This window comes from Streptomyces sp. NPDC048420, assembly GCF_040651535.1.
Lineage (GTDB): Bacteria > Actinomycetota > Actinomycetes > Streptomycetales > Streptomycetaceae > Streptomyces.
Map to the genome: position 1 here is coordinate 131363 of NZ_JBEZKG010000004.1, position 25461 is coordinate 156823.

Annotated in this window: 24 protein-coding genes and 1 pseudogene; 4 read left to right on the forward strand and 21 right to left on the reverse strand. The window is 69.0% G+C overall.

What is annotated here, in order from left to right:
* Positions 1-34 precede the first annotated feature (34 nt).
* From AB0D34_RS07995 to AB0D34_RS08015, 5 genes are read right to left on the reverse strand one after another with little or no spacing between them, the layout of a single operon-like run.
* Positions 35-1291, reverse strand: a complete 1257-nt coding sequence (locus AB0D34_RS07995) for an ATP-grasp domain-containing protein (RefSeq protein WP_362658200.1) — start codon at positions 1289-1291, stop codon at positions 35-37.
* A gap of 11 nt (positions 1292-1302) precedes the next feature.
* On the reverse strand, positions 1303-2022 hold the full coding sequence (locus AB0D34_RS08000; RefSeq protein ID WP_362658202.1) for an HAD-IA family hydrolase: 720 nt from the start codon (positions 2020-2022) through the stop codon (positions 1303-1305).
* Complete coding sequence (locus AB0D34_RS08005) at positions 2019-3185, reverse strand: MFS transporter (protein ID WP_362658205.1); 1167 nt, start codon at positions 3183-3185, stop codon at positions 2019-2021. The genes AB0D34_RS08000 and AB0D34_RS08005 overlap by 4 nt, the downstream gene beginning before the upstream one ends.
* Positions 3182-4207 (reverse strand): L-histidine N(alpha)-methyltransferase, encoded by a 1026-nt coding sequence (gene egtD / locus AB0D34_RS08010; RefSeq protein ID WP_362658208.1) that lies wholly within the window; start codon positions 4205-4207, stop codon positions 3182-3184. The genes AB0D34_RS08005 and egtD overlap by 4 nt, the downstream gene beginning before the upstream one ends.
* Positions 4208-4251: 44 nt before the next feature.
* Positions 4252-5355 carry an MFS transporter gene (locus AB0D34_RS08015; RefSeq protein WP_362658211.1) on the reverse strand — a complete coding sequence of 368 codons (1104 nt, stop codon included), beginning with the start codon at positions 5353-5355 and terminating at the stop codon, positions 4252-4254.
* 1321 nt (positions 5356-6676) lie between these two features.
* On the opposite strand from AB0D34_RS08015, the gene AB0D34_RS08020 reads away from it, so the two are divergent.
* Positions 6677-7414, forward strand: coding sequence for a helix-turn-helix domain-containing protein (locus AB0D34_RS08020; RefSeq protein WP_362658214.1), 738 nt, complete (start codon positions 6677-6679; stop codon positions 7412-7414).
* Positions 7415-7507: 93 nt separating this feature from the next.
* On the opposite strand, the gene AB0D34_RS08025 is transcribed toward AB0D34_RS08020, so the two are convergent.
* Positions 7508-8620: a cytochrome P450 gene (locus AB0D34_RS08025; RefSeq protein ID WP_362658217.1), complete on the reverse strand. Its 1113-nt coding sequence runs from the start codon at positions 8618-8620 to the stop codon at positions 7508-7510.
* Between the two features lie 550 nt (positions 8621-9170).
* On the opposite strand from AB0D34_RS08025, the gene AB0D34_RS08030 reads away from it, so the two are divergent.
* Both AB0D34_RS08030 and AB0D34_RS08035 read left to right on the forward strand, forming a co-directional pair.
* Positions 9171-9806 carry a sulfotransferase gene (locus AB0D34_RS08030; protein ID WP_362658220.1) on the forward strand — a complete coding sequence of 212 codons (636 nt, stop codon included), beginning with the start codon at positions 9171-9173 and terminating at the stop codon, positions 9804-9806.
* Positions 9807-9843: 37 nt separating this feature from the next.
* Entirely contained in the window at positions 9844-10500 is a 657-nt protein-coding gene (locus AB0D34_RS08035) for a hypothetical protein (protein WP_362658223.1), read from the forward strand.
* 623 nt (positions 10501-11123) lie between these two features.
* On the opposite strand, the pseudogene AB0D34_RS08040 reads toward AB0D34_RS08035, so the two are convergent.
* Positions 11124-11892: pseudogene (locus AB0D34_RS08040) on the reverse strand (enoyl-CoA hydratase/isomerase family protein).
* On the opposite strand from AB0D34_RS08040, the gene AB0D34_RS08045 reads away from it, so the two are divergent.
* Positions 11815-12372, forward strand: coding sequence for a hypothetical protein (locus AB0D34_RS08045; RefSeq protein ID WP_362659074.1), 558 nt, complete (start codon positions 11815-11817; stop codon positions 12370-12372). The pseudogene AB0D34_RS08040 and the gene AB0D34_RS08045 overlap by 78 nt on opposite strands.
* A gap of 165 nt (positions 12373-12537) precedes the next feature.
* On the opposite strand, the gene AB0D34_RS08050 is transcribed toward AB0D34_RS08045, so the two are convergent.
* The 14 genes from AB0D34_RS08050 to AB0D34_RS08115 form a co-directional block, all read right to left on the reverse strand.
* Positions 12538-12915, reverse strand: a complete 378-nt coding sequence (locus tag AB0D34_RS08050; protein WP_362658225.1) for a hypothetical protein — start codon at positions 12913-12915, stop codon at positions 12538-12540.
* Between the two features lie 115 nt (positions 12916-13030).
* The gene (locus tag AB0D34_RS08055; RefSeq protein ID WP_362658228.1) at positions 13031-13798 is read right to left on the reverse strand and encodes an enoyl-CoA hydratase/isomerase family protein; all 768 of its coding nucleotides are present in this window, start codon (positions 13796-13798) and stop codon (positions 13031-13033) included.
* Positions 13795-15045 carry a cytochrome P450 gene (locus AB0D34_RS08060; protein ID WP_362658231.1) on the reverse strand — a complete coding sequence of 417 codons (1251 nt, stop codon included), beginning with the start codon at positions 15043-15045 and terminating at the stop codon, positions 13795-13797. Before AB0D34_RS08060 ends, AB0D34_RS08055 begins: the two co-directional genes overlap by 4 nt.
* A gap of 92 nt (positions 15046-15137) precedes the next feature.
* Complete coding sequence (locus AB0D34_RS08065) at positions 15138-16493, reverse strand: cytochrome P450 (RefSeq protein WP_362658234.1); 1356 nt, start codon at positions 16491-16493, stop codon at positions 15138-15140.
* A 10-nt stretch (positions 16494-16503) separates the two neighbouring features.
* Positions 16504-17064, reverse strand: coding sequence for an ATP/GTP-binding protein (locus AB0D34_RS08070; protein WP_362658237.1), 561 nt, complete (start codon positions 17062-17064; stop codon positions 16504-16506).
* 1 nt (position 17065) lies between these two features.
* Positions 17066-17452 carry a DUF742 domain-containing protein gene (locus AB0D34_RS08075; protein ID WP_362658240.1) on the reverse strand — a complete coding sequence of 129 codons (387 nt, stop codon included), beginning with the start codon at positions 17450-17452 and terminating at the stop codon, positions 17066-17068.
* Positions 17445-18290: a roadblock/LC7 domain-containing protein gene (locus AB0D34_RS08080; RefSeq protein ID WP_362658242.1), complete on the reverse strand. Its 846-nt coding sequence runs from the start codon at positions 18288-18290 to the stop codon at positions 17445-17447. Before AB0D34_RS08080 ends, AB0D34_RS08075 begins: the two co-directional genes overlap by 8 nt.
* On the reverse strand, positions 18287-19477 hold the full coding sequence (locus AB0D34_RS08085) for an ATP-binding protein (RefSeq protein ID WP_362658245.1): 1191 nt from the start codon (positions 19475-19477) through the stop codon (positions 18287-18289). The genes AB0D34_RS08080 and AB0D34_RS08085 overlap by 4 nt, the downstream gene beginning before the upstream one ends.
* A gap of 343 nt (positions 19478-19820) precedes the next feature.
* Positions 19821-20675, reverse strand: a complete 855-nt coding sequence (locus tag AB0D34_RS08090) for a hypothetical protein (RefSeq protein WP_362658248.1) — start codon at positions 20673-20675, stop codon at positions 19821-19823.
* Complete coding sequence (locus AB0D34_RS08095; RefSeq protein WP_362658250.1) at positions 20662-21015, reverse strand: hypothetical protein; 354 nt, start codon at positions 21013-21015, stop codon at positions 20662-20664. The genes AB0D34_RS08090 and AB0D34_RS08095 overlap by 14 nt, the downstream gene beginning before the upstream one ends.
* A 48-nt stretch (positions 21016-21063) precedes the next feature.
* Positions 21064-22071 (reverse strand): NAD(P)H-dependent glycerol-3-phosphate dehydrogenase, encoded by a 1008-nt coding sequence (locus AB0D34_RS08100; protein WP_356592428.1) that lies wholly within the window; start codon positions 22069-22071, stop codon positions 21064-21066.
* Positions 22068-22937, reverse strand: a complete 870-nt coding sequence (locus AB0D34_RS08105) for a class I SAM-dependent methyltransferase (RefSeq protein ID WP_362658253.1) — start codon at positions 22935-22937, stop codon at positions 22068-22070. Before AB0D34_RS08105 ends, AB0D34_RS08100 begins: the two co-directional genes overlap by 4 nt.
* The gene (locus AB0D34_RS08110) at positions 22934-24082 is read right to left on the reverse strand and encodes a YcaO-like family protein (RefSeq protein WP_362658256.1); all 1149 of its coding nucleotides are present in this window, start codon (positions 24080-24082) and stop codon (positions 22934-22936) included. The genes AB0D34_RS08105 and AB0D34_RS08110 overlap by 4 nt, the downstream gene beginning before the upstream one ends.
* Positions 24072-25340: a TfuA-like protein gene (locus tag AB0D34_RS08115; RefSeq protein ID WP_362658259.1), complete on the reverse strand. Its 1269-nt coding sequence runs from the start codon at positions 25338-25340 to the stop codon at positions 24072-24074. The genes AB0D34_RS08110 and AB0D34_RS08115 overlap by 11 nt, the downstream gene beginning before the upstream one ends.
* Between the last annotated feature and the right edge of the window lie 121 nt (positions 25341-25461).

The window sequence follows — 25461 nt, forward strand, 5'->3', positions numbered from 1 at the left end:
GGCTCCAGTGGCTGGTGGCGCGTGGACGGGGGAGTCAGCGGGTGCCGTTGGTCGTGGGCACGGGTGCGTTGATGCGGGCGAGAATCCGTTCCGGCACGGTGGCCAGGCGGGCTTGGCAGGTGGCCGCATCCATCCCGGTGACCACCCAGTGGCCGAGGCGGTCATCGATGCCGGACGCGGGGAAGGCGGAGACCTCGTCGCCGGTCTCGCGGGTCCACACCAGCCGCTCCAGCCACCGCTCGCTGCGCAGCGCCTCATCGGCGTCGAGGCCTGCGACCTCGCCGCCGAGCGCCGGATACAGGAACTGGATGGCTGCCGCCCGCTGCCGCGTGGGGGTGAGGTCGGGCGTCGTGCCGGTGGCGAGTGCGGCCGTGGCGCGCGCCAGATCGATGCCTGTGGCCAGAGCCACCAGCAGCGTGATGAGGTCGCCGCCCGGCCTGCCGTTGACCTCGATGAGGACCGGTCCGCGCTTCGTCAGCCGCAGTTCGACGTGCAGCACGCCGCGGGTCACGCCCAGAGCGGTCACGGCGGCCGCGACCGTTCGGGCGATGCCCTGATCGTGGAGAAGGGGGTCGAGCGCGTCGACCGAGTGCCCGGTCTCCTGGAAACGGGGCTCGGGTCCCAGCTGCTTGCGGGTGATGGCCACAACGCGCACTTCGCCGGTGCCGAGCACGACGGTCTCCGCGCTGATCTCGGGCCCGGTCAGGTACTCCTCCACCAGAACCCCGGGGACCGCGGAGGCGTCCAGGCCGAGGAACGTGTCCCGGCGCGCGTGCTGGAACGCCGTACGGACCTGGTCGTCGCTGTCCGCCCGGACGACTGCCGTGCTACCCGCCAACCCGCGCGGCTTGATGACGACCGGGTAGCGCAGCAGGTGGGCGAACTCGACGGCGTCCTCCGCGTCGGCGACGAGCCGGGAGCGTGCCGAGGGGACGTCGTACAGGTCGAAAAGCCGTCGTGCCTCCGCCTTGTCCCGGCAAGCGGCCATCGATGCCGGGGACGAATGAGGCAGGCCGAGCGTGGCCGCCAGACGGGCGGCGAGCTCGATGTGGTGTTCCAGGTAGGTGCAGATGCCGCCGAACTCGGTGGTCGCGGCGAACCTACGGACGGCCGCCGCCGTGCGCTCACCGTCGGCGAGGTCGACGTCCAGGCGGTGACGTGCATAGGCGTTGCCCCAGGAGCGGGGCTCACCGCCAGCGAGGACCACAGGGTGGGCGGAGGCGATCTGCTGAAGAAGGTGTTCGTGGTAGGGACGGGGACCGTCGCCGAGGACGAGAACGGTGGTGGCCACTGGAGATCCCCTTAGGCGACGGCGGCGGAGCCGTCGGGCACGGACGGGACGAAGCGGGTGGGTACTGCGGGGGCAGCAGGTACGGCGGGCAGAAGGCGCGCGAGTGCGGCTGCGTTGCCGGTGTAGTGGTGTGTGCGCAGGCCGAGCCGCCGGGCGGCCTCGACGTTGTCCAGGCGGTCGTCGACGAACAGGGTCCGCTCGGGTCGCGGGTGGCCGGCGGCGGCCAGCGCCGCCTCGTAGGCGCGCGGCGCGGGCTTGTTGATGCCGATGCGAGCGGAGTAGACCGCCCTGGTGATCAAGGTGGCGCACCAGTCGGTCGCGTCGAGCGCGTCGGCCAGCGGGCGGGGCGCGTTGGACAGCAGCGTTCCGGGGATTCCGGCGGCGTGGGCGGCACGCAGGATCTCCAGGACAGCGGGGTCCGTGTTCATCCACATCTGCGTGTCGGTCTGGACGAGCGCCGCCAGCAGGCTGTCGCCCGGTCTGGCCGTGCGGCCTCCGCGCAGCAGCCCGCTCCAGAACTCTTCGGAGGTGAGGGTGCCCTCGTCGTACTCCTCGCGCCGCTGCCAGAAGGCGGTCTGGAAGGCCGGGATCTCCTGGGCTGACCATCCGGCGAGTTCGCCGAGGCCGATCCACTGGGGCGGGGTCGGCTGGCGTCCGATCACCCCGTTGTAGTCGTAGATCACGGCCTCAAGTCCGCTGATTTCGTGGGCCGTTCGGGTGGAAGCGGTCATCGTGACTCCAGGGCTCGGTGGGCGGTCAGGGCGACGGCCGCCGCCAGGACGACCGGCAGCGCGAGGGAGGCGGACACGGTGGTGACGGAGGCGAGCGCCCCGATGGCCGCCGGACCGGTGAGCAGGCCGACGTAGCCGGTCGCGGCGACGGCGGCGACCGCGCGCGGTCCGCCACGTCCGGCGGCGCTGATGAGACAGGGGACGGCCGTGGAGAGGCCCAGCCCGAGGGCCATCCAGCCCCCCAGGGCGGCCACCGGGGTACCAAGGACAAGGCCTGTTCCGAGACCGGCGGCGGCGATGGCCGCTCCGGCCCGGACCACGGCCATCGGACCGAAACGGGTGGTCAGCCGGTCCCCGACCAGACGGCCAGTCATCATCGCCGCGCTGTAGAGCGCGTACGCCAAGGCCGCAGTCGCCTCGGACGTTCCGAGAGAACGCAGGTGCACGGCCGACCAGTCGGCGGCCGCCCCCTCGCCCAGCAGAACCGCAGCCGCCAGAGCTCCCAGGAGCCACACCCCAGTGCGGGGCAGCGTCGTCTTCGGCGCATCGGCTGGCTCGCTCGCCTGCTCAGCGGCATCCAGGCAGGTGCACGCCTGCACGACGGGGACCGCGGCGAGCGCCGCCAGGGCGATGGCGCCGCCGCCGATCGCGAAGGCCACGTCGTGCGGAACCCAGGCGGTGACCGCCACGAGCGCGGCCCCGACCATGGCGCCGGAACTGTACGCGCAGTGAACCGACGCCATGATGCGCCGCCGGTAGACCCGCTCCACGTTGACCGCACAGGCGTTGCTGCCCACATCCAGCAGCCCGTGCGTGAGACCGAAAAGCCCGGCGGCCAGGACCAGGGTCGACAGGGTGCGGCACTGCCCGAGGACGGCCAGAGCCAGCCCGAACCCGACCGTGGGGCCGACGAGGAGACGGGAGGGGCCATAACGGTGGGCCAACCGCCCGCCGATCTGGAGCCCAATGACGATGCCGAGGGCAGCCCCGAGGAGAACGATGGAGAGCTGACCGTTACTGATGTGCGCGGCGGCTTTGACGGCCGGAATGCGCGCACCCCAGAGGGCCATCCCGACGCCGAGGGCGGTGAAGACACCGATCAGCAGCCAGCGGTCACGTGCGGGGGGCGCGGTCCTCTGCTCGACGGAGGCGATCGCAGTCATCCCACGTCCTCCCCGAGGCGGGGGCGGACCGCATCCACGGCCCGGTCATGGGCGGGGGAGATCAAGGCGAGGCCGTAGTGGTGCGTCGGCTCGGTCCAGAGGCGGCTGATCTCCAGCCCCGCCGCACGCACCTCGGCCGCCAGACGGTCCGGCTCGAACTTCGCCGAGATCTCGGTACGCAGGTCCTCGCCGGCGGCGAAGGTCACGGCGAGCCCGAGGCCGCGCAGGGTCACGGTCTGCCGGTGGCGAGAGCGCAGCCGCATCTCGATCCACTGGTTGTGGCTGTCCCACAGCACGGCGTGATCGAAGGCCGCGAGGTCGAAGTCGCCGTCGAACTCCCGGTTGAGGACGGTCAGGACGTTTTTCGAAAAGGCGCCGGTCACCCCCGTCGGGTCGTCGTAGGCGGCCCGAATCACCGCGGGGTCCTTGATCAGGTCGCAGCCCAGCAACAGCCCGTCGCTCGGAGCGAGTTGGGAGCGCAAGGTACGCAGGAACACCGCGCGCTCGGCCGGAAGCAGGTTGCCGAACGTGCCGCCCAGGAAGGCCACCAGCCTCGGGCCCTCCACCGGCGGCAGTTCCAGATCCGCCGTGAAGTCGGCCAGGACCGGCGCCACCGTCAAGCCGGGGTACTCGGCGCGCAGGGCATCGGCTGCCTGGGACAAGGCGCTGGAACTGACGTCGACCGGCACGTACGCCGTTCCCAACTGGCGCGCTCGCAGCGCGTTGAGGAGCAGGCGGGACTTCTCGGAAGCCCCGGAGCCCAGCTCGATCAGCGTCCGGGCGCCGCTGGCTTCGGCTATGGCACCGGAGCAGGACTCCAGCAGCGCCCGCTCGGCAGGAAAGGGGTAGTAGTCCGGAAGGACGGTGATCTGCTCGAACAGCTCGCTGCCGGTTGCGTCGTAGAGCCATTTCGGCGGGAGCCACTTCTGGGGGGATCCCAGACCCCGCAGGACGTCCCTGCGCAGCTCGGCACGCAGCGGGGCGGACAGCATCGGTGAGGTGATGTCGGGGGAGACGGGCATGGAGTCGTACCTCCTGGCAGGCGATGGATGAAGGGAGGAGGTGCTCACGTGCTGGCTTTCAGGGGCATGGGGCCGTCGAGGGTGGTGACCGGACGGCGGCTGAGTCCGTGGGCGATGAGGAGGACCAGGCAGGCCGCGGTACTGCCGACTGGTAGGAGTGCCGAGGTGGGGAAGAGGCCTGCGAGGGCGGCGCCGACGGCGCAGCCGATGTCCTGCGCGGCCACCAGCAGCGCGGCCGCTTCTGTGACGGATCCGATCGGTGCGAGCGCGGAGGTGCGCAGGTAGGCCGCGGCGAGCAGGGGCGCCATGAACAGGCCCGGGAGGAGGCCACCCGCCAGGGTCATGGCGGGGCTCCCCGTCATAAGGAGCGGCAGCCAGCTGGCGCCGAAGGCGCCGGTCAGAACCGCTAGATGCCGTCGGGTGCTGCCGGGCCAGGACCTCACCCCATAGACGAGCCCGCCGACCAGGGCACCGATCGACACGGTTGCCGGCAGTGTCCCGGCCAGGTCGGCGTCGTGCAGACGGTCGGCCAGCTGAACCGCCAGCGGGGTGAGCGCCCCCATCGGGATCCCGGCGCACAGCATCGCCAGGTACAGAGGACGCAGCTCCCGCGACCGCAGCGGCCCCAGCCAGTCGGGGCGCCGGCTCCGGCCGCGCCACGACCGAGAGGGCGGCGTACTGACCACCAAGAGCGTCCCGGCCAAGCCCACCACCGCGGTGACCGCCAAAGCCGCACGTGGCGATCCCGCCGCCGCGACCGCGGCGACAGCCAGGGGTCCGACGATATAGATCAGCTCTTGACTGGCCGCGTCCACCGAAAGCGCTACACGTTCGTGTTCCCGCGAGGGCATGAGCCTGCGCCACAGGGCCCGAAGACTCGCGTCATGCGGTGGCCGTGCAAAGCCGGCCGCCGCCACGGCAAAGACCGCCACCGTCGGCCGGTCGACTGACACAGCCAAGGAGAGAAGACCCGCCCCGGCCACGAGCGCGCCCGCTACCAGCGGCCACGTCTGTCCGCAGCGATCAACCAGACGGCCGAGCAGCGGGCCCCCCGCCGCGTTGGCCAGCAGATACAGGGCGGCCAACCCGCCCCCCACACCGAAACTCTCCGCCTCGACGCCCACCAGAACGATGGCCAGGGGCGCCATCGCAGTTGGCATACGCCCGATCAACGTCCCGCCCAGCAACCGGGCTGCATGCGGCACGCCCAGAACATCTCGGTACCGGACAGTCACTTCTGGTGTCTGCCGGACTGCTAAGGGTGAAGGAGGAGTGGCGAGAGAACGGTGCACGGTGGCACTCCAAAGCGAGGTGGCATTCATGAGGTGGAGGGGCTGCGCGCTGTGGGCAGGGACGCGGTAACGACGCAGGCTGAACAGCAGACGCGCAGCCCCCGCGCGCGAGGTGCGCATGACAGGCCCCGGAGTTGTTGCCCGGTCATGGCCAGCTCCGGCACGAGCTGGAAAAGGACTGGGTGGGATCCTGGAAGCCGGGGATGGTTGGGCGAGGCAGCGCGCCAGCTTCCGGCGGAGTGCTGTGGCGCTTGCCGAGACGCGGGAACGGCCGTAGCTGCCAAGGCTGGCCGGCTACAGCAGGGCTGCCGAGCATCCTGACGGGAGGGCAACGACTCGACGCGCTACCGCCCGCGACCGGCAAAGCAACTGCGGCAGACGACGGCGTCGACGTGCCCCGTATGAGTCGCCTCCGACCGGGAGGTATTGATCAAGACGACGGGGTGTCGGAGAAAGCACGGGTCTCCCCTCATGGAGCGAGGAGCTCTAGCCATCGCAGGAAAGTCATAGCCGAAGGACGGTGAAAATGATCCGTCGGAACGTGGGCATGACTATCCTGACTGCGGGCGTGGTTCCACACGCCTGCTAGAGCACCCCAGTGGGTTGGTTGGGTTCCGATCTCTGGTGGTGCGTTGACTCGGGTGAGTCGCCGGTGGCCGTTTCCCTGCGCGAACAGGGGAGCGGCCATCGTGTTGTGTCCTGGTTCAGATCTGCTCTTGTGGCGCGCGACCGGCCCACGAACTCCCCCTGCGCGAACAAGGAGGGTCGTGGCCCGGGCCGGCCGGGTTGTCTGGTGTGGGGGCCGGGGCAACTGCCGCACGGTCCGCACCAACCCCGTACAGCAGCCTGGAACCACTAGTTCGAACCGCACCGGCCCAGTCAGCCCGTTCGTAGCAAACGCTGTGCATGCAGCAGTCGAGCATTGAGACTCGGATACGCTGTTCCAGCTTGAACCTGATCGATGTTGGCTATGTAAGCAAACACCGCGCATGTTCTGGTGACTGGACTCAACCATGCATGCCCGGGGCGGTCAACGGCGGAGTGGTGCGCGGACCGCCGGTCCGGCTAACGTCGGTGATCATCCACACGGGCGAAACCGTCGTGATCTGCAAGCGCGGTGGACCCAGATCACAGGCCAGGGCACCAAGCCCGGAGGACAACAGGAGGCACGCGGGTGGTGAGGGAACCGGTCGGGGACCGTGGTGGTTCGACGAGGAGCGGTCGGGAGACCAGGCGCAAGATCCTGGCTGCGGCGAGCCGCGTCTTCGCCGATCAGGGCTACATCGCCACCGAGGCTCAGGACATCTACAGGGCGGCCGGCGTGGGTCGGGGGGCGTTCTACCACCACTTCAGGTCCGAAACCGGCAGCTCGGATGGTGGCCCTGTGGAAAAGGTGGCCTACGCGGTGGTCCAGGAATCCATGATTAAGGACCTCCTGCCACAGGCCGTCCTGCCGCGCCTTCAGACGGTGGTCGACGCCTCGATTCTCCTCGCAGTGGCGACTCCTCGTGTAACAGAGGTTCGGGCTGCCTTGCGGATCGCCCTGGAGCAGGGGCACCCGCTCTTCGGCTTCCTGTGGAAGGCGTACATTCCGTGGATCGCTGGCTTCCTCGCGGAGTCGCGCGACCTGAGGGAGCTTCTGCCGGGTGTGGAGCCGATGCGCGCAGCCGAAGACTGGGTGGACGGCTACACAGGGCGCGACGCCCGGTACCGGCGCTCGTACCGTGACCTGCCGGCGGCGATTGCCAGGCTCAACGAGACGATGGTTCGGTTGATCGCCGAGCCGCACGTGGCGCGACATCTGGACCTGTCCGTGGAACGCGGGATCACTCTCTTCGAGGCCTCGCCGTGGGCGGGCTTGGAAGAGTTGGCGCCAGCCCGGAACGACACAAACCGGCCTGAGCCAGCAAAGTGACGAAGTCAGCCGCCGGGCTTCGCTTCCGGTGGTTACGCAAAACCCAGGTGGGCCGCAGCGCGGATGCGCTGCGGCCCACCTGGGTTTCCTGCCCTAGCGGGCTAGCTGTACTGGGATGGACTTGTGGCCGGTGAGGATGAATCCCTCCACCGGCTCCAGTGATGTGCTGGTCAGGCGGGTGGCGGGGAAACGCTCGAAGAAGCGTGACACGGCCGTGGTGATCTCCAGCCGGGCCAGAGCGGCACCGGGGCAGAAGTGAGGGCCGTACCCGAAAGCAAGGTGATGGCGGGAGGTGTCGCGGGTGATGTCGAATGTGTCGGGGTCCTCGTGCACGTCCGGGTCGGTGCCCGCGGCCCCCAGGTGGAGGATGACCCGCTCGCCCGCGTGCAGAGTCACCCCGCTGACGGGGTCGGTGACGTCCTCGATCATGAAACGTGTGGGAACGGCGGCGGCCGGCGACTGGCGGCGAAGGCTCTCCTCGAGCGCGTCCGCCATGGCCTCCGTGCTGCCCGTCGCCTGGCTGCGGGCCCCATCGTGGGTCATCAGGTCGACCAGCAGGGTGCCGATGGCGTGCACCGTCGTCTCGACACCCGCGGTGATCACCAGCAGCAGCTGATCGCGCAGCTCGTCGGCGGTCAGCGGCCTGCCATCCTTGTCCGCCTCCCGGATCAGGTCGCTGACCAGGTCGTCCCCGCCGGGCTGCGCGCGCCGCAGCGCCACCAGCTCCGCCAGGACCTCCCTGATGCCCTGCATGGAGCTGGCCATCTCCTCGCGGGACGCGCCCGTCGCGAACAGCCCGGCCGCCGCCGCGGCGAAGGCGGGCAGCAGTTCAGCGGGCATGCCGAGCAGGCGGATGACGACCTGGTGGGCGACGGGCAGCGCATACAGCGGGACCAGGTCGACGGTGGACGGTCCGTCGGCGAGGGTGTCCAAGGCTGCGCTGACGATTTCCTCGATCACCGGCTTCATCGCGTCCACCCGCCGCCGGGCGAGGGCCAGAGCGATCGGTGTGCGCAGCCGGTCGTGTGCGTCTCCGTAGCTGTTGAGCGCGTTCTGCCCGGCGGTCTCCAGGCTCCATATCCAGTACCAGGGCACGTCCTGCTTGTCTTCGTGGGCGGGGCCGTGCCGACCCCAGTCTCGGCTGACGTGGGGGCTGCTGGACAGCAGCTTGACCAGGTCACGGTTGAGGACGAGCCGGGCGGTCACACCTCCTGGTTGCAGCTCGACCTCGGGAGCCGGGCCGTGCTCGCGCAGGCGGGCGACCTCATCGGCATTGGTACGGCCCGGCCCTGCGCCGTGTAGGACGGGGCATCCGCCGCCGGACGGAGGGGAAGTAGGGCGCGGAGCGTCGGTGAGGCTCACAGGCATGGACTCCTAGCGAGAGTAAGTGGGATCCCACACGGAAACCTGGGGTAAGCAGGTCCGATTTGGGAGAGTCAAGTCCGTTACACGCGGTAATGAGCGTTCGGGAACTAGGTTACAAGCAAACACCGTGCATGGTTTGATCGTCATCATGCAGGCTCGCAGTATCAGGCCGCAACAGGAGCGTGGTGTGTGCACCGGCAGTGTCCGGAGTGTCCACACACTCGTGTGATCTGCGCGACTAACGGGAGACAGGAAGATTTCGGTGTTTACGGAGACGGGACTGCCGCTCTACAGGCGGCTGTTGGACGACTACCGGGCTAAGCGGACGCGAGCGGAGGCGGGACTGCCCCCTCTGCCGGCACACAGAGGTCGGGCGCTCGATGACCCCGGGTTGACGATGCACGAGGTCGACCAAGCCATGGAGGCGGGCTTCGGGTACTACGAGAAGGTCCGGTCGGGACGAAAGCGCCCGAGCCCTGAACGTTTGATGGACCTGATGCGGGTGCTGGGCTTTACTCCGCACCACGCGCGGGTCTGCTACCTCGAACTTTTCCGCGCAGAACCGATCCTGCCCGCCGAGCCTCCGTCTGTGCACTGGGAAACCGTGATTGCCGGGCAGCGAGAGATGGCCTGTGTCGTCACGCCCGACGGCCGTCTGCGCGCCTGGAACGAGCCCTTCGCCGAACTGTTCGCCAACGCTGGTGTGCCGGCGAACTGGTGGAGCTGGGCGCTGTCCGGTCACCAGGCCGGCGAGATACTGCTGGAGTGGGACACGCAGTGGGTTCCACCCCTGATGGAGGAGCTGAGGCTGCTGCACCTTCGTCATCCGGACGAATCGGCACTGCGCGACCTGTACGCACGGGCTCGCGCGGACCGCCATCTGCTCCGGGTTGCGGAAGCCCGCTCGGGACTGAATGACTTGGCCCGTCCGATGCGGCACCCAAAGAGGGGGCCTGGAACGGCCCGCATCATGGCTGCGCGCACGGGTGCGGAGACCATCATGACCGTGCTCTTCGAGGCGGCCTGACCGCGCGCACTCGACACCGACTGGGGGAGGAACTCTGATGCCGAGCGTTCTCGTGCCTGATGATCTGTTCTTTCTGTCCGCGTTCTGGCTGCTGGAGCGGCCTCTGCTTCAGTTGAACCAGGTCTACTCGAAGGAACTCGACAACCAGACCGTGGACGTGGTCAACGATGCCCTGAACAGCTGGTATTCGATTGTGGACCGTCTTCCGTCCACGCTTCAGCTGGACAAGCCGCACTCCAGCACGGAAGAAGACCCGCGCCAGGGCTACGTTCTGCACGAGCCTGGTGGTCGGCAACTGACCAGTCTGTACCTTCAGGAGGACTGGGAGGGCCATCTCCGGCACCTCAAGGCCTGCTACAGCATGCTGGACCAGGCCGAGGCGGGGCAGGCCCGCGACACCGCGCTCGCCGAGGTCCTCGATGATGTCGAACAAAGCCTTCTGCGCAACGACCGGCTGAGGGCTACCGGGTGGGTAGGCGCCTTCCGCCGCGCGCTGGACGTGATGCAGTTGCCGGTCCCGCCCCTGCTCAAGGCGTCCCTGAAACTGGCCGCGCCCGTCGGGAAGACCGTAGGTATTACCCTCAACGGCGAACAGGCCGCGGAGTACCGGCAGTTGGCCGACGAGATCGTCAATGCCCTCAGCTCCGGAGATCACGAGGCGTACACCATGCACCGAGCGCTCTACACCTCCTGAAACGCTAGGGGACAGAGGCGCAGTTGTAGGGCAGCGCGTCCCAGTACAGGCGGGCGAGTCCTGTTTCATGGACAGCGCCCTGATCTCTGGGCTCAGCACTGCCGCACCGGCTACCGGCCGCGGTTCGTCGCTTCTGTCAGAGGGACGTGGGCAGGTCGCGACCACGAGCCGGGCCAGTTCCTCGAGACGCCGACGCAGGGCGAGTGCCCACTGGCTCTCGCACTCGAAAGCGACGCAGCCTGGTTCCGCGCAGGGAACGGAGGCGCCGTAGGTGAGGGCCGTCTGTCCATTCGCTCAGTGCACGACGATCTTCATGTCCCTCACCGAAGCAAGGTTGTAAGGAAGGCTCTCAGGCAGTTCACGGCGAACCTCATCTTTCATCCGCGTGACCGTCACTAGCGGCGAGCAGTGTGCAGTAACGCCTTCCTCGATCCCGTGTGTGATCAGCCAGAAAGCGCCCGTCGGATCTCAGGCAGGGCGGCCGCGAGGCCTTCCCATAGGCGCAGCGACACCACAAACTGCGCGCTCGTCAGTCCCGAGCCCGGGTTGGACGGACGAAGCTGGGCCGTTGGTGACCGGCGATTGCGCCGGCACCTCGTAGCAACCGCCGCGGGATGAGGTACCTATCCCATCCGGGCGAGGTGGGACGTCAGGAGGTGGGAGTCGAGAAGGGCGACGTCGGCCGTACGGTCGGCGCGGGCGTAACTGGCCAGCATGCGTTTGGTCAGCACGAGGGCCTCGTGCGAGCGCCGCAGCGGCGGTCGCGTCCAGGCCTCGATGATCTGGTCCAGCTGGTCGAGGGGAGCCACCTTGTGGAGGAGACCGAGGCGGTGGGCAACGGACGCGTCGAACTGGTCGCAGGTGAGCATGAGCTCGCGGATCCTCGCTCCCGCCAGCCTCGGAGATCAGGCGTCCCATGGCACCTCCCCAGGCAGGCGGGAGCCCCACCCCGACCTCCGGCATGCGGAACCGGCAGGTGTCCGCGCCTGCCCGAAGGTCGCAGTAGGCGGCGAGTGCGAGGCCGGCGCCGAGGACACCGCCGTGGAGTCGTCCGATGGTGATGGCTTGGGTGCTCTCCAGGGCCTGGCACAGGCGGTGGGCCCTGTCGCCGATGCGCCGTAGAGTGGCGCCCGTCGGGTCCATGGCGAGGGCGGTCGTGTACTCGTGGCGATCGGCTCCCGTGCAGAGGTCCTCGCCTAGCGACGAGAGGATCAGCACACGGACGTCGGGGTTCAGGTCGTCGAGCAGATCGGTGAGGGCCTCAACGACGGCGATATTCAGTGTGTCGTCGTGCCGGGAGGGGTTGAGCCGCACGTGGAGCACGGCCCCTTCCTGCTCGACGCGTATGGGCTCATGAGAGACCGGGACGGAAGGAGCGGGGGCTTCGTTCATGCGAGGGCGACATCAAGCCGCCTTCCGGTCGGACTCCAGATGACCCCTGTGCGGCCCGAGGAGACACCGCAGGAACTCGCTCTGCTCGATCCACGAGGCCGACCGCTAGCGAGCCTGTACCTCCTGGAGGACGAAGAAGGCTACTTGGAGCGAGCAGCAGCATGTCATCGCCTACTGGAGCAGGCGAGGAAGGGAAGGGCTTCCGATGTGGCGCTCGCCGAGGCCCTCGACGATGTCGAGAGGAGCCTTCTCATTGGCGATCAGCTCAAGTCCATGGGTTGGGTTGATGGATTCGGCCGGGTACTGGCCGTGATGCGTCTGCTGGTCCCTCCACTCCTGAGGGAGGCACTGGCGCCCGCTGAGGGAGCCGGACCGACAGCGGTGTCATCACCCTCGGCCGCGCACAACAAGATCATTCACGTGGTCAACGGAGGACAGCGGGACGACTGCAACACCCACCGCTTGCTCTACGTTCCGTGAGCTGTGCCCTGAACGAGCCATAGGCACTCGGCCGCGTCCAGGGTGGGACCGATCATGGCCTCAGTGGGCGGCCAGCCGCTTGGCCTCGACCCGGGCGTCCGCGTTGGTCAGGTCGGCGAAGGTTGTCGCGACTCCCCTCCATCCACGCAGATGAGGGGGAGGGCATCAGCGCTTCATCTGGTTGACGCCGTACCACTCGATCTTGCTGGCCTTGAAGACGAGCACGTGGGCCGCCTGGCAGCCGGGCTGCGGCAGCTTCAGCTGCCAGGCTGCCCGCCTGCCCTTCCGCTGGCACGCTACGCGCTTGCCCAGGGCCCCGGACAGCATCTGCTTCAGCCGGGCCTCGCCGTCATGCCACGTGCCGCCGTGGAGCGCCAGATAGCCCCTGATCGCGTGGTAGTCCACGGCCATCAGTTCCACGTCGGCCGGGGCCAGCGGCGGTACCTGCGCCGGGCGCGCCCGGTCGCGCCGTGACCGCCTCCTGCGCGGCTCGTCGTCCCAGCCGTACAAGGCCAGGTCCGGCCCCTCCTCACCCTCGGGCACCTCTCAGCCTTCCGTGGGGCTGCCGGATGTGGCGACGTCGAGCATGTTCGGGCCCTCCCCAGCTGTTGGCAGACCGCGTCCATCGTACCGAAGCCCTCCACACGCTGGACAGCTCCTATCGCATCCGAACGATTTGTGACGTCAGGAGGTGGGAATCGAGGAGGGCGACGTCAGAGGCTCGGTCGGCGCGGGAGTAGCCGGCCAGCATGCGTTTGGTCAGGACGATGGCCTCGTGCGAGCGCCGCAGCAGTGGCTTTGTCCATCTCTCGATGACGTGGTCCAACTGATCCAAGGGGGTCACCTGGTGGAGGAGCCCAAGACGGTGTGCGGTGGGTGCGTCGAACTCGGCGGAGGTGAGCATGAGTTCGCGGATTCGCGCGACACCAGCCTCCGAGATCAGACGGCCCATGGCGCCTCCCCAGGCAGGCGGCAGACCTACTCCTACCTCCGGCATGCGGAACCGGCAGGTGTCGGCGCTGGCCCGCAGATCGCAGTAGGCGGCAAGCGCGAGGCCAGCGCCGAGGACGCCGCCGTGGAGTCGTCCGATGGTGATGGCTTGGGTGCTCTCCAGGGCCTGGCACAGGCGGTGGGCCTTGTCGCCGATGCGTCGCAGGGTGGCGCCCGAGGGGTCTGTGGCGAGAGCGGCTGCGTATTCGCCGCGATCGGCTCCAGTGCAGAAGTCCTCGCCCAGGGACGACAGGATCAGCACCCGGACGTCGGGCTGTAGGTCGTCGAGCACGTCGGTGAGGGCCTCCACCACCGCAATGCTCAACGTGTCGTTGTGTTGGGAGGGATTGAGCTGCACGCGAAGCACGGGCCCGTCCTGCTCGACGCGTATGACGTCGCGCGCGGTCGTGGTGAGAGGCGTGGGAGTTTCGTTCATGCGATGACGACATCCAGGTTCAGCAGACGCCTGAAGGCCACCCGGGGCGCCCTCGATGGTGGGCGCACGAGGGTGAGGCGGGGCAGGCGACTGATCAGTTGACGGAGCAGGGTCTGAGCCTCCAGCCGGGCCAGCGGGGCGCCGAGGCAGTAGTGGATGCCTCCGCTGAAGGCGAGATGGGCGGGTCTGCGGTGGGGGTCGAAACGTCCGGGACGGGAGTGCTTGGCCGGGTCTCGGTGGGCGGCGCCCACCATGAGGTGGACCATGTCGTCCTTGCGGATCTGGACGTTGTCCAGGACGCAGTCGGACGCGGAGACACGGCTGATCACATGCGTGGGAGGGTCGTAGCGCAGCGTCTCCTCGACGAAAGCGGGCACGATTTCGTCGGGATCGGAGGCGACCAGGTCCCAGTGGCGCGGGTTCTCTACCAGCAGGAGCGTCATCGTCGACAGCAGGGTGGAGGTGGTCTCCAGGGCCGCCAGCAGGACGAACAGGGCCAGGTAGTAGACCTCTTGGTCGGCCTTGTCCTGGTCGGGTTCGAGGGCGTCCCATGTTGTGATCCACCGTGACACGGGATCCTCGCGCAGGCGGGTGCGCCGGTCGCGTACCAGGTCCAGGAAGTATGCGCGCAATTCGGCCATGGCGACGTCGGAACGGGCCAGCTGGCTTGCGGAGGGGAGTAGTTCTTGGGTGTAGACCTGTTCGTGGGTCAGTTCCCGCAGTCTGGGCCAGTCGGCGGTGGGCAGATCGAGCCAGTTGCCGATGGTGGCGATCGGTAGTTCTTCGCTCACCAGGGCGGCAAAGTCGGCTTCTCCGTCACGTAGTCGGTCGGTGAGGGTGTCGAGGAGTTGGTCGGTGGCCTGGGTGACGGTCTGGCCCAGCCGCTCGATGGTCCCGCGGTCGAAGGTGCCGGCCGCCCGGCGGACCCGGGTGTGCTGCGGTGGGTTGAGGGCAGGCAGCGTGCTGCTGATCTCGCGGGCTGAAGGGGCGCTCCAGCGGGTGCGGGGTCCTTGCCGTTCCCGCCAGGGTTTGTCGGGCTCCAGCCAGGCACTGCTGCGCAGTATCTGGTCGCACAGGTCGTAGCTGGTCACGAGGTAGCCGCCCCAGGGCGCGGGGATGACCGCGCCCTGACTACGGAGTTCCTGATAGATCGGGAAGGGATTGTCCTGGCCTCGTTCCGTCCGCAGACGGGAGATGAGGGAAACTGCGGCCCGGCGGTCGAACGATGGAGTCGTGACGCTTCCCACGATGACGGCCCCTTTCTGAGCACAGCCGCCATACGTACCCGCCGGGTGATTGAAGCATCCAATAACACAGTGTTCTTATAGGGTTACTTACGTCACTCGCCCCTCGTCCATGCCAAGAAGCGGCTGAACAGGCCCTTAGCCGGTGCAGCGTGAGCCGGTCGGGAGGCGGTAGGTGCGGCGGGGGCCACCGACGGGCGAATGGTCTCCGCCGCCTTGGGAGCAGTTGGAGCGGCTGCCCGTGCCAGGGGCGGAGTGAACCGGATGGGGACCGTCACCAGCGAACGGCTCCACGGTCCTTCGCTCCAGGCGAGCGACTTGAACGCGATGCGGGTCTCGACGTCGGGCAGCCGGTTGAGCAGCGCCTCCACGGCACTGATGACGATCATCACGGCCGGATCCTTGGCCGGGCAGGCGTGCGGCCCGGCTCCGAACGCCAGATGCGCCTTGGAGCTGAGCTGCTCGCGGTGCGGGGCCAGTTTGGGGTCGTTGTTGGCCGCCGCGAAGCTGACGAGGACCGGGTCGCCGGCGCGCAGCGTCTTGCCGTCGATCTCGACGTCGTGGGTGGGGTAGTGGGCCGCGTAGTTGGCGATCGGCGGGTACTTCCACAGCGTCTGGGCTACCGCGTCCTCGACCGAAAGCCCTTCGGCCCAGTCCTCGCTGAGGTACAGAGCGGTTGCGGTGCCGATGGCGGCCGTCAGCGGCGCGGTGCCGCCGGAGAGCAGGGTGACGAGCTGGTGGAGTACTTCCTCGTCGGTGAGCTGGGCGGGGTGCACCATCAGACGCGTCGTCAGGTCCGCTCCGGGGCTTCGGCGCTTGAGAGCGATCAGCTCCATCAGGGCCGCGCCGAGTATCTCGTCTGCACCGGGGGCGCCTTCGAAAATCCCGGTGATCCCTGCGATGACACGGTCACCGATCTCCGCCGGGCAGCCGAACAGCTCGCTGAAAACCAGCAGTGGCAGCGGCCCGGCGTAGTCCGCCATGAGATCTGCCTGCCCGCGGGCGCCGAAGCTGCTGATCAGATAACCGGCTGACTGCTGCACCTGCCGGACCAGCTGGAGCTCGTTGATCGTGGCGAGACTTTCGGTGACGGCCTGGCGCAGCCGAGCGTGGCGCGCGCCGTCCGCGAAGAGGGCGTTGGGCCGGTAGCCCATCATGGGCAGGGCCGGGCTGTCCGGGGGGACGCGCCCCTCGTTGAGGGCGTTCCAGCGGCGGGAGTCCCGGACGAACGTCGTGGGCTCGTGCAGGATCTTCAGCGCCGTGTCGTAGCTGGTGACCAGCTCGACCTCGACCTCGGGCGCAATGTCCACGGGGGCGATCGGGCCGAGCGAGCGCAGGTACTCGTAGGTGCCCTCGATGTCGGAGCCGAACTGCGGGCCGTACAGCGCAACGTTGCCGTGTGCGGGGCAGCCGGGCGGGATCTCCGGGGTGGTGTCGGGGTGGTTCTGCATGCCGTGGCTCCTAGACAAGGGTGGACATGAGGTGCTGCACGAGGGTGATGAGTGCCTGGGCCGACGACTGCTGATCGCGCGCATCGACGTCGACGACGGGGACCTCCTGAGGCAGATGCAGGGCCTCGCGTATCTCGTCGCACGCGTACATCGGCGTCCCGTCCTTGGTGTTGACGCCGATCGTCATGGGCAGGTCGAATTTCTCGACCAGGTCCAGCACCGGGAACGCCTCGTCGAGGCGGTCGGGGTCGACGAGGATCAGAGCGCCCAGAGCGCCTCTCGACAGTTCCTCCCACATCTCCTTGAAACGCTCTTGTCCCGGCGTTCCGAAGAGATAAAGGACCAGCTGCTCGTTGAGAGTGAGCCGTCCGAAGTCCATGGCCACGGTGGTGGTGGTCTTGTTCGGCATGTTCGCGAGGTCGTCGTATCCCTCGCTGGCCTCGGTGATTTCCTCTTCGGTCTGGAGGGGGACGATCTCGGAGAGGCTGCCGATATACGTGGTCTTGCCAACCCCGAAGGGGCCCACGACGAGGACCTTTACGGCCGTGGTGACGGTTGGTTCCAGGTACATGTCACGCTCCGAGAGTCTTCTTCTCCAAGCCGTCGATGACGGCTTGGAGCAGTGCGCGGTCGTGGGACACCGCCCGCGGCAAAGGGGGCCGCACGAAGACAAGCCCGACCTCGACCAGGTGCGCTATCAGGATGCGCACGATGCCCAGCGGCAGCTGGGTGCGCCCGGCCACCTCCGCCACGGACAGAAGTCCGTCGGAGACCAGGTCCATGACCTTGCGGGCCTCGGGCGTGAGCGTGCGCGCCGCAGCAGACGTACCTTCCTGGGCGGTCACGAGCGCGGTGCGCGAATACTCGTGGTCCGCGGGCAGGTCCCGGCCTTCGGCGATCACATGGAGGGGAACTAATTCGGACGTCAGTTCCAGCGCCGGTTCTTGATCGTCATGCATGGCCCACCGTCCCTGTCTGCGGTGCTGAGGCGGCGTTCAGTGCGGGCACCGCGTCCGCCAGACGCGAGACGAACGTCTCGATGTCGCAGTCGTGTTCAGCCGACGCCGCCAGGTAGGCGCCTTCGCCGGCCGCGATCAGGAAGACCCAGCCGTGCTTGAACTCCACGAGCGTCTGCCGCCACGTGTCCTGGAGCCCGCCGGCGAACTGTGCCGTGGCCCGGCTGTAGGCCACCAGGCCCGACATGGCAGCGGAGATGATGTCCGCCATGTCCTTGCCGATGCCCGACGTCGTACCCCTGGGCAAGCCATCGGTCCCGAGCAGGACGGCGTGGCGTGCTCCCCTGACCCCGGCAACTGCCTTGTCCAGCTCGGCGAGCACGAAGCCCTGACCGCCCGACGTCTCGTCCTCGGCCAGCTGGGCATCGACCGTCACCGCCCCCGCGCCGCTCACGCGGGGTGCGGAGGTGAGCTGGTCTCCGAGCCGGGCAACCAGCCGTTGCATGCGGAACGAGATCGCCCCCAAATCAACATCAGGAGCAGCGGCAGCAGCCAGGTAGGCGCCCTTGCCCGCCTCGGTCACGAAGACCCATCCGTCCTCGAACTCGACGAGGGTCTGATTCCACCGCCAGTTCTGCACCGGGCCCGCGAACCGAGCCGTGGCCCGGCTGAGCGACTGCATGCCGGCCATAGCAGCGGAGATCGTCCGGACATCGGCGTCGGTCAAGCCATCCGTCGAGCCCTTGGATATGCCGTCCGCGGACAACACGACGGCATGCAGCGCGCCAGGGACGTTGGCCACGATGTCCTCGACCATCCACGACAGATCTGCGGTGGTCATCGGTCCTCAGACCCTTCGAGCGATGCCTCATCTTCGCGGCCCAGGAGAGTGCCGCGCTGGAAGCCCGCGAGCCTGGAACGGCTAGGGGCGACCTCGCGCACCGGCGACGACTCATCCCGGCGACCGGCGTCGGTGACACTTGCGATGGGCGTCTGACGCTGGCCGCGCTTCGGGAGTCCGTGGGCGGTACGTCCGACAGGATCAACCGCCTGCGGCTGCCTGGGCTGGCCCTCGTTGCGCCGGATGCTCACAGGTGCGTCCTGGGCAGGCGGCGGCGTCTCCTCCATGGTCCACAGCTCCTTGGGCAGACGAACCACGGCCCTGACGCCGCCGTACCGGGAAACGCCAGTGACATCGACGCCGAAGCCGTGCTGACGGGCAAGCAGACCGATTACGGGGAAGCCGAACTTGGGCTGGTTCCCCAATTGGGCCAGCCGGGGCGGTGTTTCACCCGACAGCAGCTCCATCGCGGCCTGTCGGTCCTCGTCGCTCATGCTGACGCCCGCATCGTCGATCACGATGCAGACGTTGTCTTGCACTCGCTGGAACGTTACGTCGATCGGCGCATCATGTTGCGAGAACGTCGCGGCGTTGTCCAGCAGCTCCGCGACCGTCAGAGCCACCGGCGTGACTGCCGTCGCCTTCAGCGCGACATTGCTGCCCTGCATGATGCCCACACGCTGGAAGTTGCGGATCTGGCCCTGGGCGCTGCGCACCACGTCGTAGATGCTCGCCGGCTTTGTGCGGCGGCCGAGCGGTCCGCCGCACAGGACCGCGATGCCCTCGGCCTTGCGTGCCATCTGCGCGTTCGCGTGGCGCACTTCGAGCAGGTCCTTCAGGACGGGGTGGTTTCCGTACTCGCGCTGAATCCCGTCCAGGAGCATCGTCATCTCCGCGGCGAGACTCTGCAAGAACCGGGCCGATCCCTTCAGGACGCCCTTGGTCCTGTCCTCGGCGACCTGCTCAGCTTCTCGGATGACGTCGGCCTGCTCCTGCTGGAACTGCACCAACTGGCTGTTGGCAGCCTCTACCTGACGCCGAGCGGCTTCTTGCGCCTGCGCCACGTCAGCCTCGGCCCGCCGCAGTTTCGCCCTCAGGGCTCGGCTACGTAGAGTGAGCGCCACGACCGCAGCAACGGCTATCGCCGCCACCGAAGCCAGGCACCATATGAGTGCCACTTGATTCATGGGAGCCTTTCCCGGCACGGTTGCAGACATCGACGGATCTATCGCGCGATGATCCACAGCGCATTCACCAGCAACAAACGGCTGCTGTCACGGCAAGGAAGCCAACCCCCATATGGCACCCGACCTGAGTGGATCAAGGTCGCGGACGCGGGAATGCTATCACCGCAACCGTTGCCCTCAGCAGGCAGCCATCGACATCAACACGACTGTCACATAACGCTGTTGGTCCCCTCCCGGGCTGGACGAATTGGTGATCCTCAGACCGCAAAGGTGGCGGGTCCGTCAGCGGGCGGCCATGCGGACGTTGCCCGCGAGCTTCGGCAGCGTGCTTCCATGACGCCTTTCAGCAGATGAATGCGATGTACGACCCGACGGTGAGTCCCGAGAACGTCAGTAGTTGGCGGGGTTTGAGGCAGGTGAAAGCAGCGTGCATCCCGAGGCCTGCGACGATGGCGTACGGCATGGTGGCCGGGACCAGCAGCAGGACGGGCAGGACGATCTCGGCGGTGATGACGGTGACCGCGACGAGCCGCCACAAGCGGATGTCGCGGGTAGTGAGGTTGCCGGTGCGGCGGTGGACAAAGCCAGGGATGGCGTGCTGGCGGCGGTAGGGGACGCGGTCCTTGAGCTGGTTGTATGCATGCATCCACTGGGCCAGGAAGAGACCGCTGCGGAACTGGCGGGAGCGCCACTTCTGCACGGCGCTGTTCCAGTAGAGATCGGTGGTGACGAGCACCAGGAGCGCTTGGGCCCAGGTGTTAGCCGTGCTGGGATGGTGGTCGATGGTCAGGCCATGGCCCAGGTCTCCGGCGGCCAGCAGGCACGCTCCGGTCAGGAGGGTGAACCGTACGGCGCTGGGGCTCTTGAGGTAGAGCAGCTCCATGGCGGCCCCGGCCAACACCAGCAGCAGAGACAACCGCGGCGCGAGGCCGGCGGCCAGGACGAGGGCGGCCGCCGTGCGCAGGATGAGCAAGGGCCGGTAGACGCTGGCGAGGAGGCGTCCGCGGCTGGGGCCGAACCGCTGGAGGGCAAGGTTGAGGCTGAGCGATCCGGGTGCGAACCGCCTCCAGCCGCCCTGGCCGAAGGAGAGCACGAATCGTACGGCGAGGACGGTGCCGTAGACGATGCGGAACATCTGGAGCCGTCCCGGGTCGGTCGGGCTGCCGAAACCGGAGGTCACGGCGTCATAGAGCCACACGGCTGTCCCTCACCTCGATCGGCTGCTCACCCTTGACGGACAGGCACCTGCCGCGCCCGTCGATCCGGTCGTACCGGCCGGCGCGGATCAGGTGATCGACGACCGCCTGGAGCTGGGGCGGGGGCAGCAGGAACGTGCCCGGGCTCAGGAACGCGTACGGATTGACGGGCTCGCTGTGCCCGTCCTTGGTGCCGGTGAGGTCGATGATCACGAAGGTGGCCCGAGAGAAGAGGGGGTACCGCATCCAGCGGCCGGGCCTGCGGGTGAAGCCGGCAATCATCCATGCCACCAGGACGGCCGTCGCGGCGATTTGAGCAGCGGTCAGTAAGGCTGCGGGCATGACAGGAAACCTCCGAGTGAGGAGGGGCGAAGGCGGTGGTGGAGATGCTTATTCGGGCTTGGGGGGCCGCTGCATGAGGGCGGCGACGGCTTCGTCGAGGGCGACCTTGCCGGTGAGGACTGCGGTGACCACGGTCGTGATCGGCATGTCGACGCCGTGGGTGCGGGCGAGGTCGAGGATCGCCTGCGCGCTCTTGACGCCTTCGGTGGTCTGCTTCGTCGCGGCGGCGGCCTCGTCGACGCTCAGACCCGCGCCGAGGTAGGTGCCGAAGGTGCGGTTGCGCGAGAGCGGGGAAGAGCAGGTGGCGACCAGGTCGCCCATGCCGGACAGTCCGGCGAGGGTCGCGGGCTGGGCGCCCATCGCGGTGGCCAGCCGGATGCTCTCCGCCAACCCCCTCGTCATGATCAGCGCCGTGGCGTTGTCGCCGAGGCCCAGGCCGGAGGCGATGCCGACGGCCAAGGCGATGACGTTCTTGAGCGCGCCGCCCATCTCGCAGCCGATCACGTCGGTGGAGGTGTAGGGCCGGAAGTACGGGGTGTGGCACGCGGCCTGGAAACGGCGGGCGGCGTCTTCGTCGGCGCAGGCGATGGTGGCGGCCGCGGGCTGGCGGGCCATGATCTCCCGCGCCAGATTCGGCCCGGACAGCACCGCGACCCGCTCTGCACCGACGCCGGTCACCTCGCGGATGATCTCGCTGGCCCGCAGATGACTGTGGGTCTCGATGCCCTTCATCAGGGAGACGATCAGCGTCTGGGTCCCGATGTGGGGCGTCCACGCGGTCAGGCACTGGCGCAGGGACTGCGCGGGCACGGACAGGACGAGGTAGTCGGCGCCCTCCAGCGCGGCCGCCGGATCGGTCGTGGCGGTCAGCGAGGCGGGCAGCTCGACGTCCGGGAAGTAGTCCGGGTTGCGGTGGCCGGTGTTGATCGCATCGGCGATCGTGGCGCGCCGGGCGTGCAGGACGACGCTGGTGCCGGCGTCCGCGAGAATCGTCGCCGCGGCGGTGCCCCAGGAGCCGGCGGAGAACACCGCCGCACGGGCGGGGTGCTGGCTCACTGCTGGGTCCTCTCGTCCGGTACGCGCCCGCCGTGAGGGTGGCCGGGCCCGGTCATCATATCGGCCGCGGGGCCTGTCACCGGGCGGCGCAGGGTCAGCAGGACCGCGCGCCGCCCGGGCAGGGTCGGGAGCCGTCGGTTCGCGGTGGCCAGCATGTTCTGCGCCTCCGCCTCACCGAGCTCGCGGGTGAGGGTGTCCGCGTGACGGATCCACAGCCAGAACAGCCTTTCCCAGGTGGCGGGTTCCTCGGGGCGCTCGTCGACGTGCTCCAGGATCAGCCCGGCCGTCCCGGCGTGCGCCTCGAAGTCCGGTTCGGCGTCGCGCCGTACCGCACGGGTGAGGGCGAGGCGGCCGCCGGGGGCAAGAACGCGGCCGAATTCCCGCAGCGCGGCCGTCCGGTCGGCGGCGAAGGACAGGGCGTCCACGCACACCACGGCGGCCGCGCAGCCGTCGGCCAGGCCGCTGTCCTCGAGACGGGCGACGCGGAAGAGCGCGCGGTCGGCGGCGACGAAGCGGTTGGCGCGGGCGGTTGCCTGGGTGATGGCGGCCTGCGCCTGGTCGATGCCGGTCACGCGGACCGACAGGGCTCGGGCCAGCCACAGGCCAACCCCGCCGGTTCCGCACCCTGCGTCGACCAGGAGCTGGCCGGGCGTCATCTGCAGGCGGGCGACCAGCATCCCCAGCAGCGGCCAGTCCAGCGAGCTGTTCGCGGCGACCTCGTGCGGGTAGCGCTCGCCCATCGCCTCGGCGTACAGGCGGGCGACCAGCGATCCACCGCGCGCCCGGACGGAGTGCCAGGCGTCGAACGCGGCCGCCGACGCCGGCGTTGCGGCGGGGGCTTTTTGTGGGAGGGGGTGGTGGGTCATCGCGGCATCGTCCTCGTGATGCGTGAGCGGGTGCCCGGAACCACGACCTGCACCACGTGAACTGGGGCGGCCGGGTCGGACAGGTCCAGGGCGAGCGGTTCGTGACGGGTGACGCGCTGGATGCGGCGGGCGAGCTCGGCGACCTGGTCGGCGAAGCCGCCGCACACCGGGGTGTAGTGCGCGGTGGCGTGCTGCCAGTCGGCCAGGCCGGTGCGCTGAGCGGGGTGGAAGGCGGGGATGTGGTCGGCGCAGGCCGGTTCGCTGGGCAGGTCGTCCCGGGTCCCGGAGATCACGGTGAGCCGGGACTGCGCAGCCTCGGTCAGCGCCCTGGTGAGTGCGATGGCAGCGCTGGGATGGCAGCCGCCGCCGGCGAACACCATCGGCAGGTCCTCCGACCACACGTAGGCCAGGGCGACGGGCAGCCCGTAGGGGCCGTCGACCAGCGAGATCTCCAGCGCCATCTGTGCCGTCGTCAGGCGGCCGATGACCTCGCGGGCGTATGGATCGTCCACCGTGACGGGGTCGATGAGCGTGCGGCGCTGTCCTCCGGACTGGCCGTCGCGGTAGAGGACATCCCTCTCGACGACCTCGCACAAGGCGTGCACGAGCGCCTCGTCACGACTGTTCCCGCAGGCCAGACCGGTGCTGGTGGCCCTCACCAGGTCCGGACTCCACTCCGGCCGCTGAACTCGCCGACGCACCACGTCCACGGGCACCAATACCTTGTCCCCGCTGACCAGAGCGCTGCCCGTCGTCCAGTCCCACACCATCCGGCCCAACACGCTTGCGGTGTAGGGGACGGTCAGTGGCAGCGCGGTCAACGGGCAACGCCCACCGACCTCGTTCGCGGGGCCGTGGGCAGACACGGGCAGCGGCTGCTCGACGTGCCACAGCTCGATCGCCTCGCACACCGCCGACAGCTTCGCCAGCAAGTCGGTGGAGCCCTTGCCCTGCGAGGTGCTCAAGGTGCGGGAGGCGGGTCTGATCGCCGTCCACACCGGCAGCCCGATGCAGTCTAGGCGGGTCAGATCGGCGACCCGCGTGATTCCGTACTCCCCAAGCCGCCCCTCCAGCAGCTCCCACGTGTCCTGCGGGCTCCGGGCACGCACCGTCCCCGCCAGTTCCACCAGGCCCTCACTGCCCACCACAGGCCCCCTCTGCCGTCTCAGTCCCTACTTTCTGATCGGCGAGGAAGCCGGGCACTAGCCGCTTGACCGCCTCGACGGCGTGGACGCCGCTGACCAGGCCGCGGGCCGACGCCTCCGCATCGAGCGCCCTCGGACGGCAGCGCCACACCAGGAGCAGGACCCGTCGGGCAAGGTCGTCCGACACGTCCTTCGCCCCGGCCCGCTCGCGCCGCCAGGCGGCGCGGACATCGGCGTAGCGGGCGATCGCGTCGCGATCCTCGCGGGTCTCGCCAGCCAACAGCAGCGCGAGGGTCGCCTCATCGCGCAGGTCGAGCGCCGGGTGGAAGACCCGGTGCGCGGGCAGCACACCACCGGTCGCCTGCCGGAGCCGTTCGGACAGCGGGAGGCCCTGGCCACAGGCTGGATGCCGGGAACGGTGGGCGAGGACGTCAGCCCACCGCTCCCGGAAGTCCTCGTCGAACACCTGCTGGTAGACCACCCGGTCCCGGGCCGACAGCCCGGTGCCGTCCACGGTGTGGCGGGCGAAGTGGTTGGACCAGCCCCGGAAATACACGTTGTCCCACGTCACGGGGTCCAGCACCGGTCCGGCCGGGATCCGGCCTCCCAGGGCGGTGCGGACGGCGGCGAGGGCATCGAGGCGCTTGAGGTCGCCGAAGTACCGGTCGGCCTCGCGTCGTTCGTCCAGCCACCCTGCGAGCTCCCCCTCCCCCTGGCGCTGGCAGACAGCCCGAACGGCGGCCGTGGTGCGTTGCGGGTAGTAGACGGCGCGCAGTGCGGCCAGCAGCCGCTGCGAGCGTGCCTCGTCGAGGATCCCGTCCGCCCGGGCCAGGGCCAGGACGTGCCGCAGGTTCACCAGGGGCCAGGTCAGCGCCTGCCCCTCGCCGTCGGGGGCCTGGCCGACCGCGACCTCGTCGTCGCCGCTGATCTCCCGCTGGGCGTAGGCGGTGTAGACGGCGCCGACGCCGAGCATCCCGAAAGTGTCGAGTTCGGCGGCCCGCAGGGCGCCGATGCTGGCCGCCCCGATCACTCGCACGCCCCGGCCCATCGCGGCCAGGATCTCCTTGTGCCGCAGCGCCGGCGCCTGGTGATACACCCCGTCGATGATCACGACAGTGTCGCCCTCGCGGACCGCGGCGTCGAACAGGTCACCGTGCCTGACCGGCGGCAGCACCCGTACACCGGGCTCCGACAGCAACGGCTCGGTCCGCCCGAGCGTCGGCCCGACATACACGTGGCGCACGAACTCCTCCTCCATCACAGGGAGGGTGCCCCTCCCCGGCCCGAACGGGCACGAGGAGGAACACCCCGGGAGAAAGCTGCGGATCAGGTCAGGGCACGTACGGGTCGTCGTTCTCGACGTCCTCGGCGACGACCAC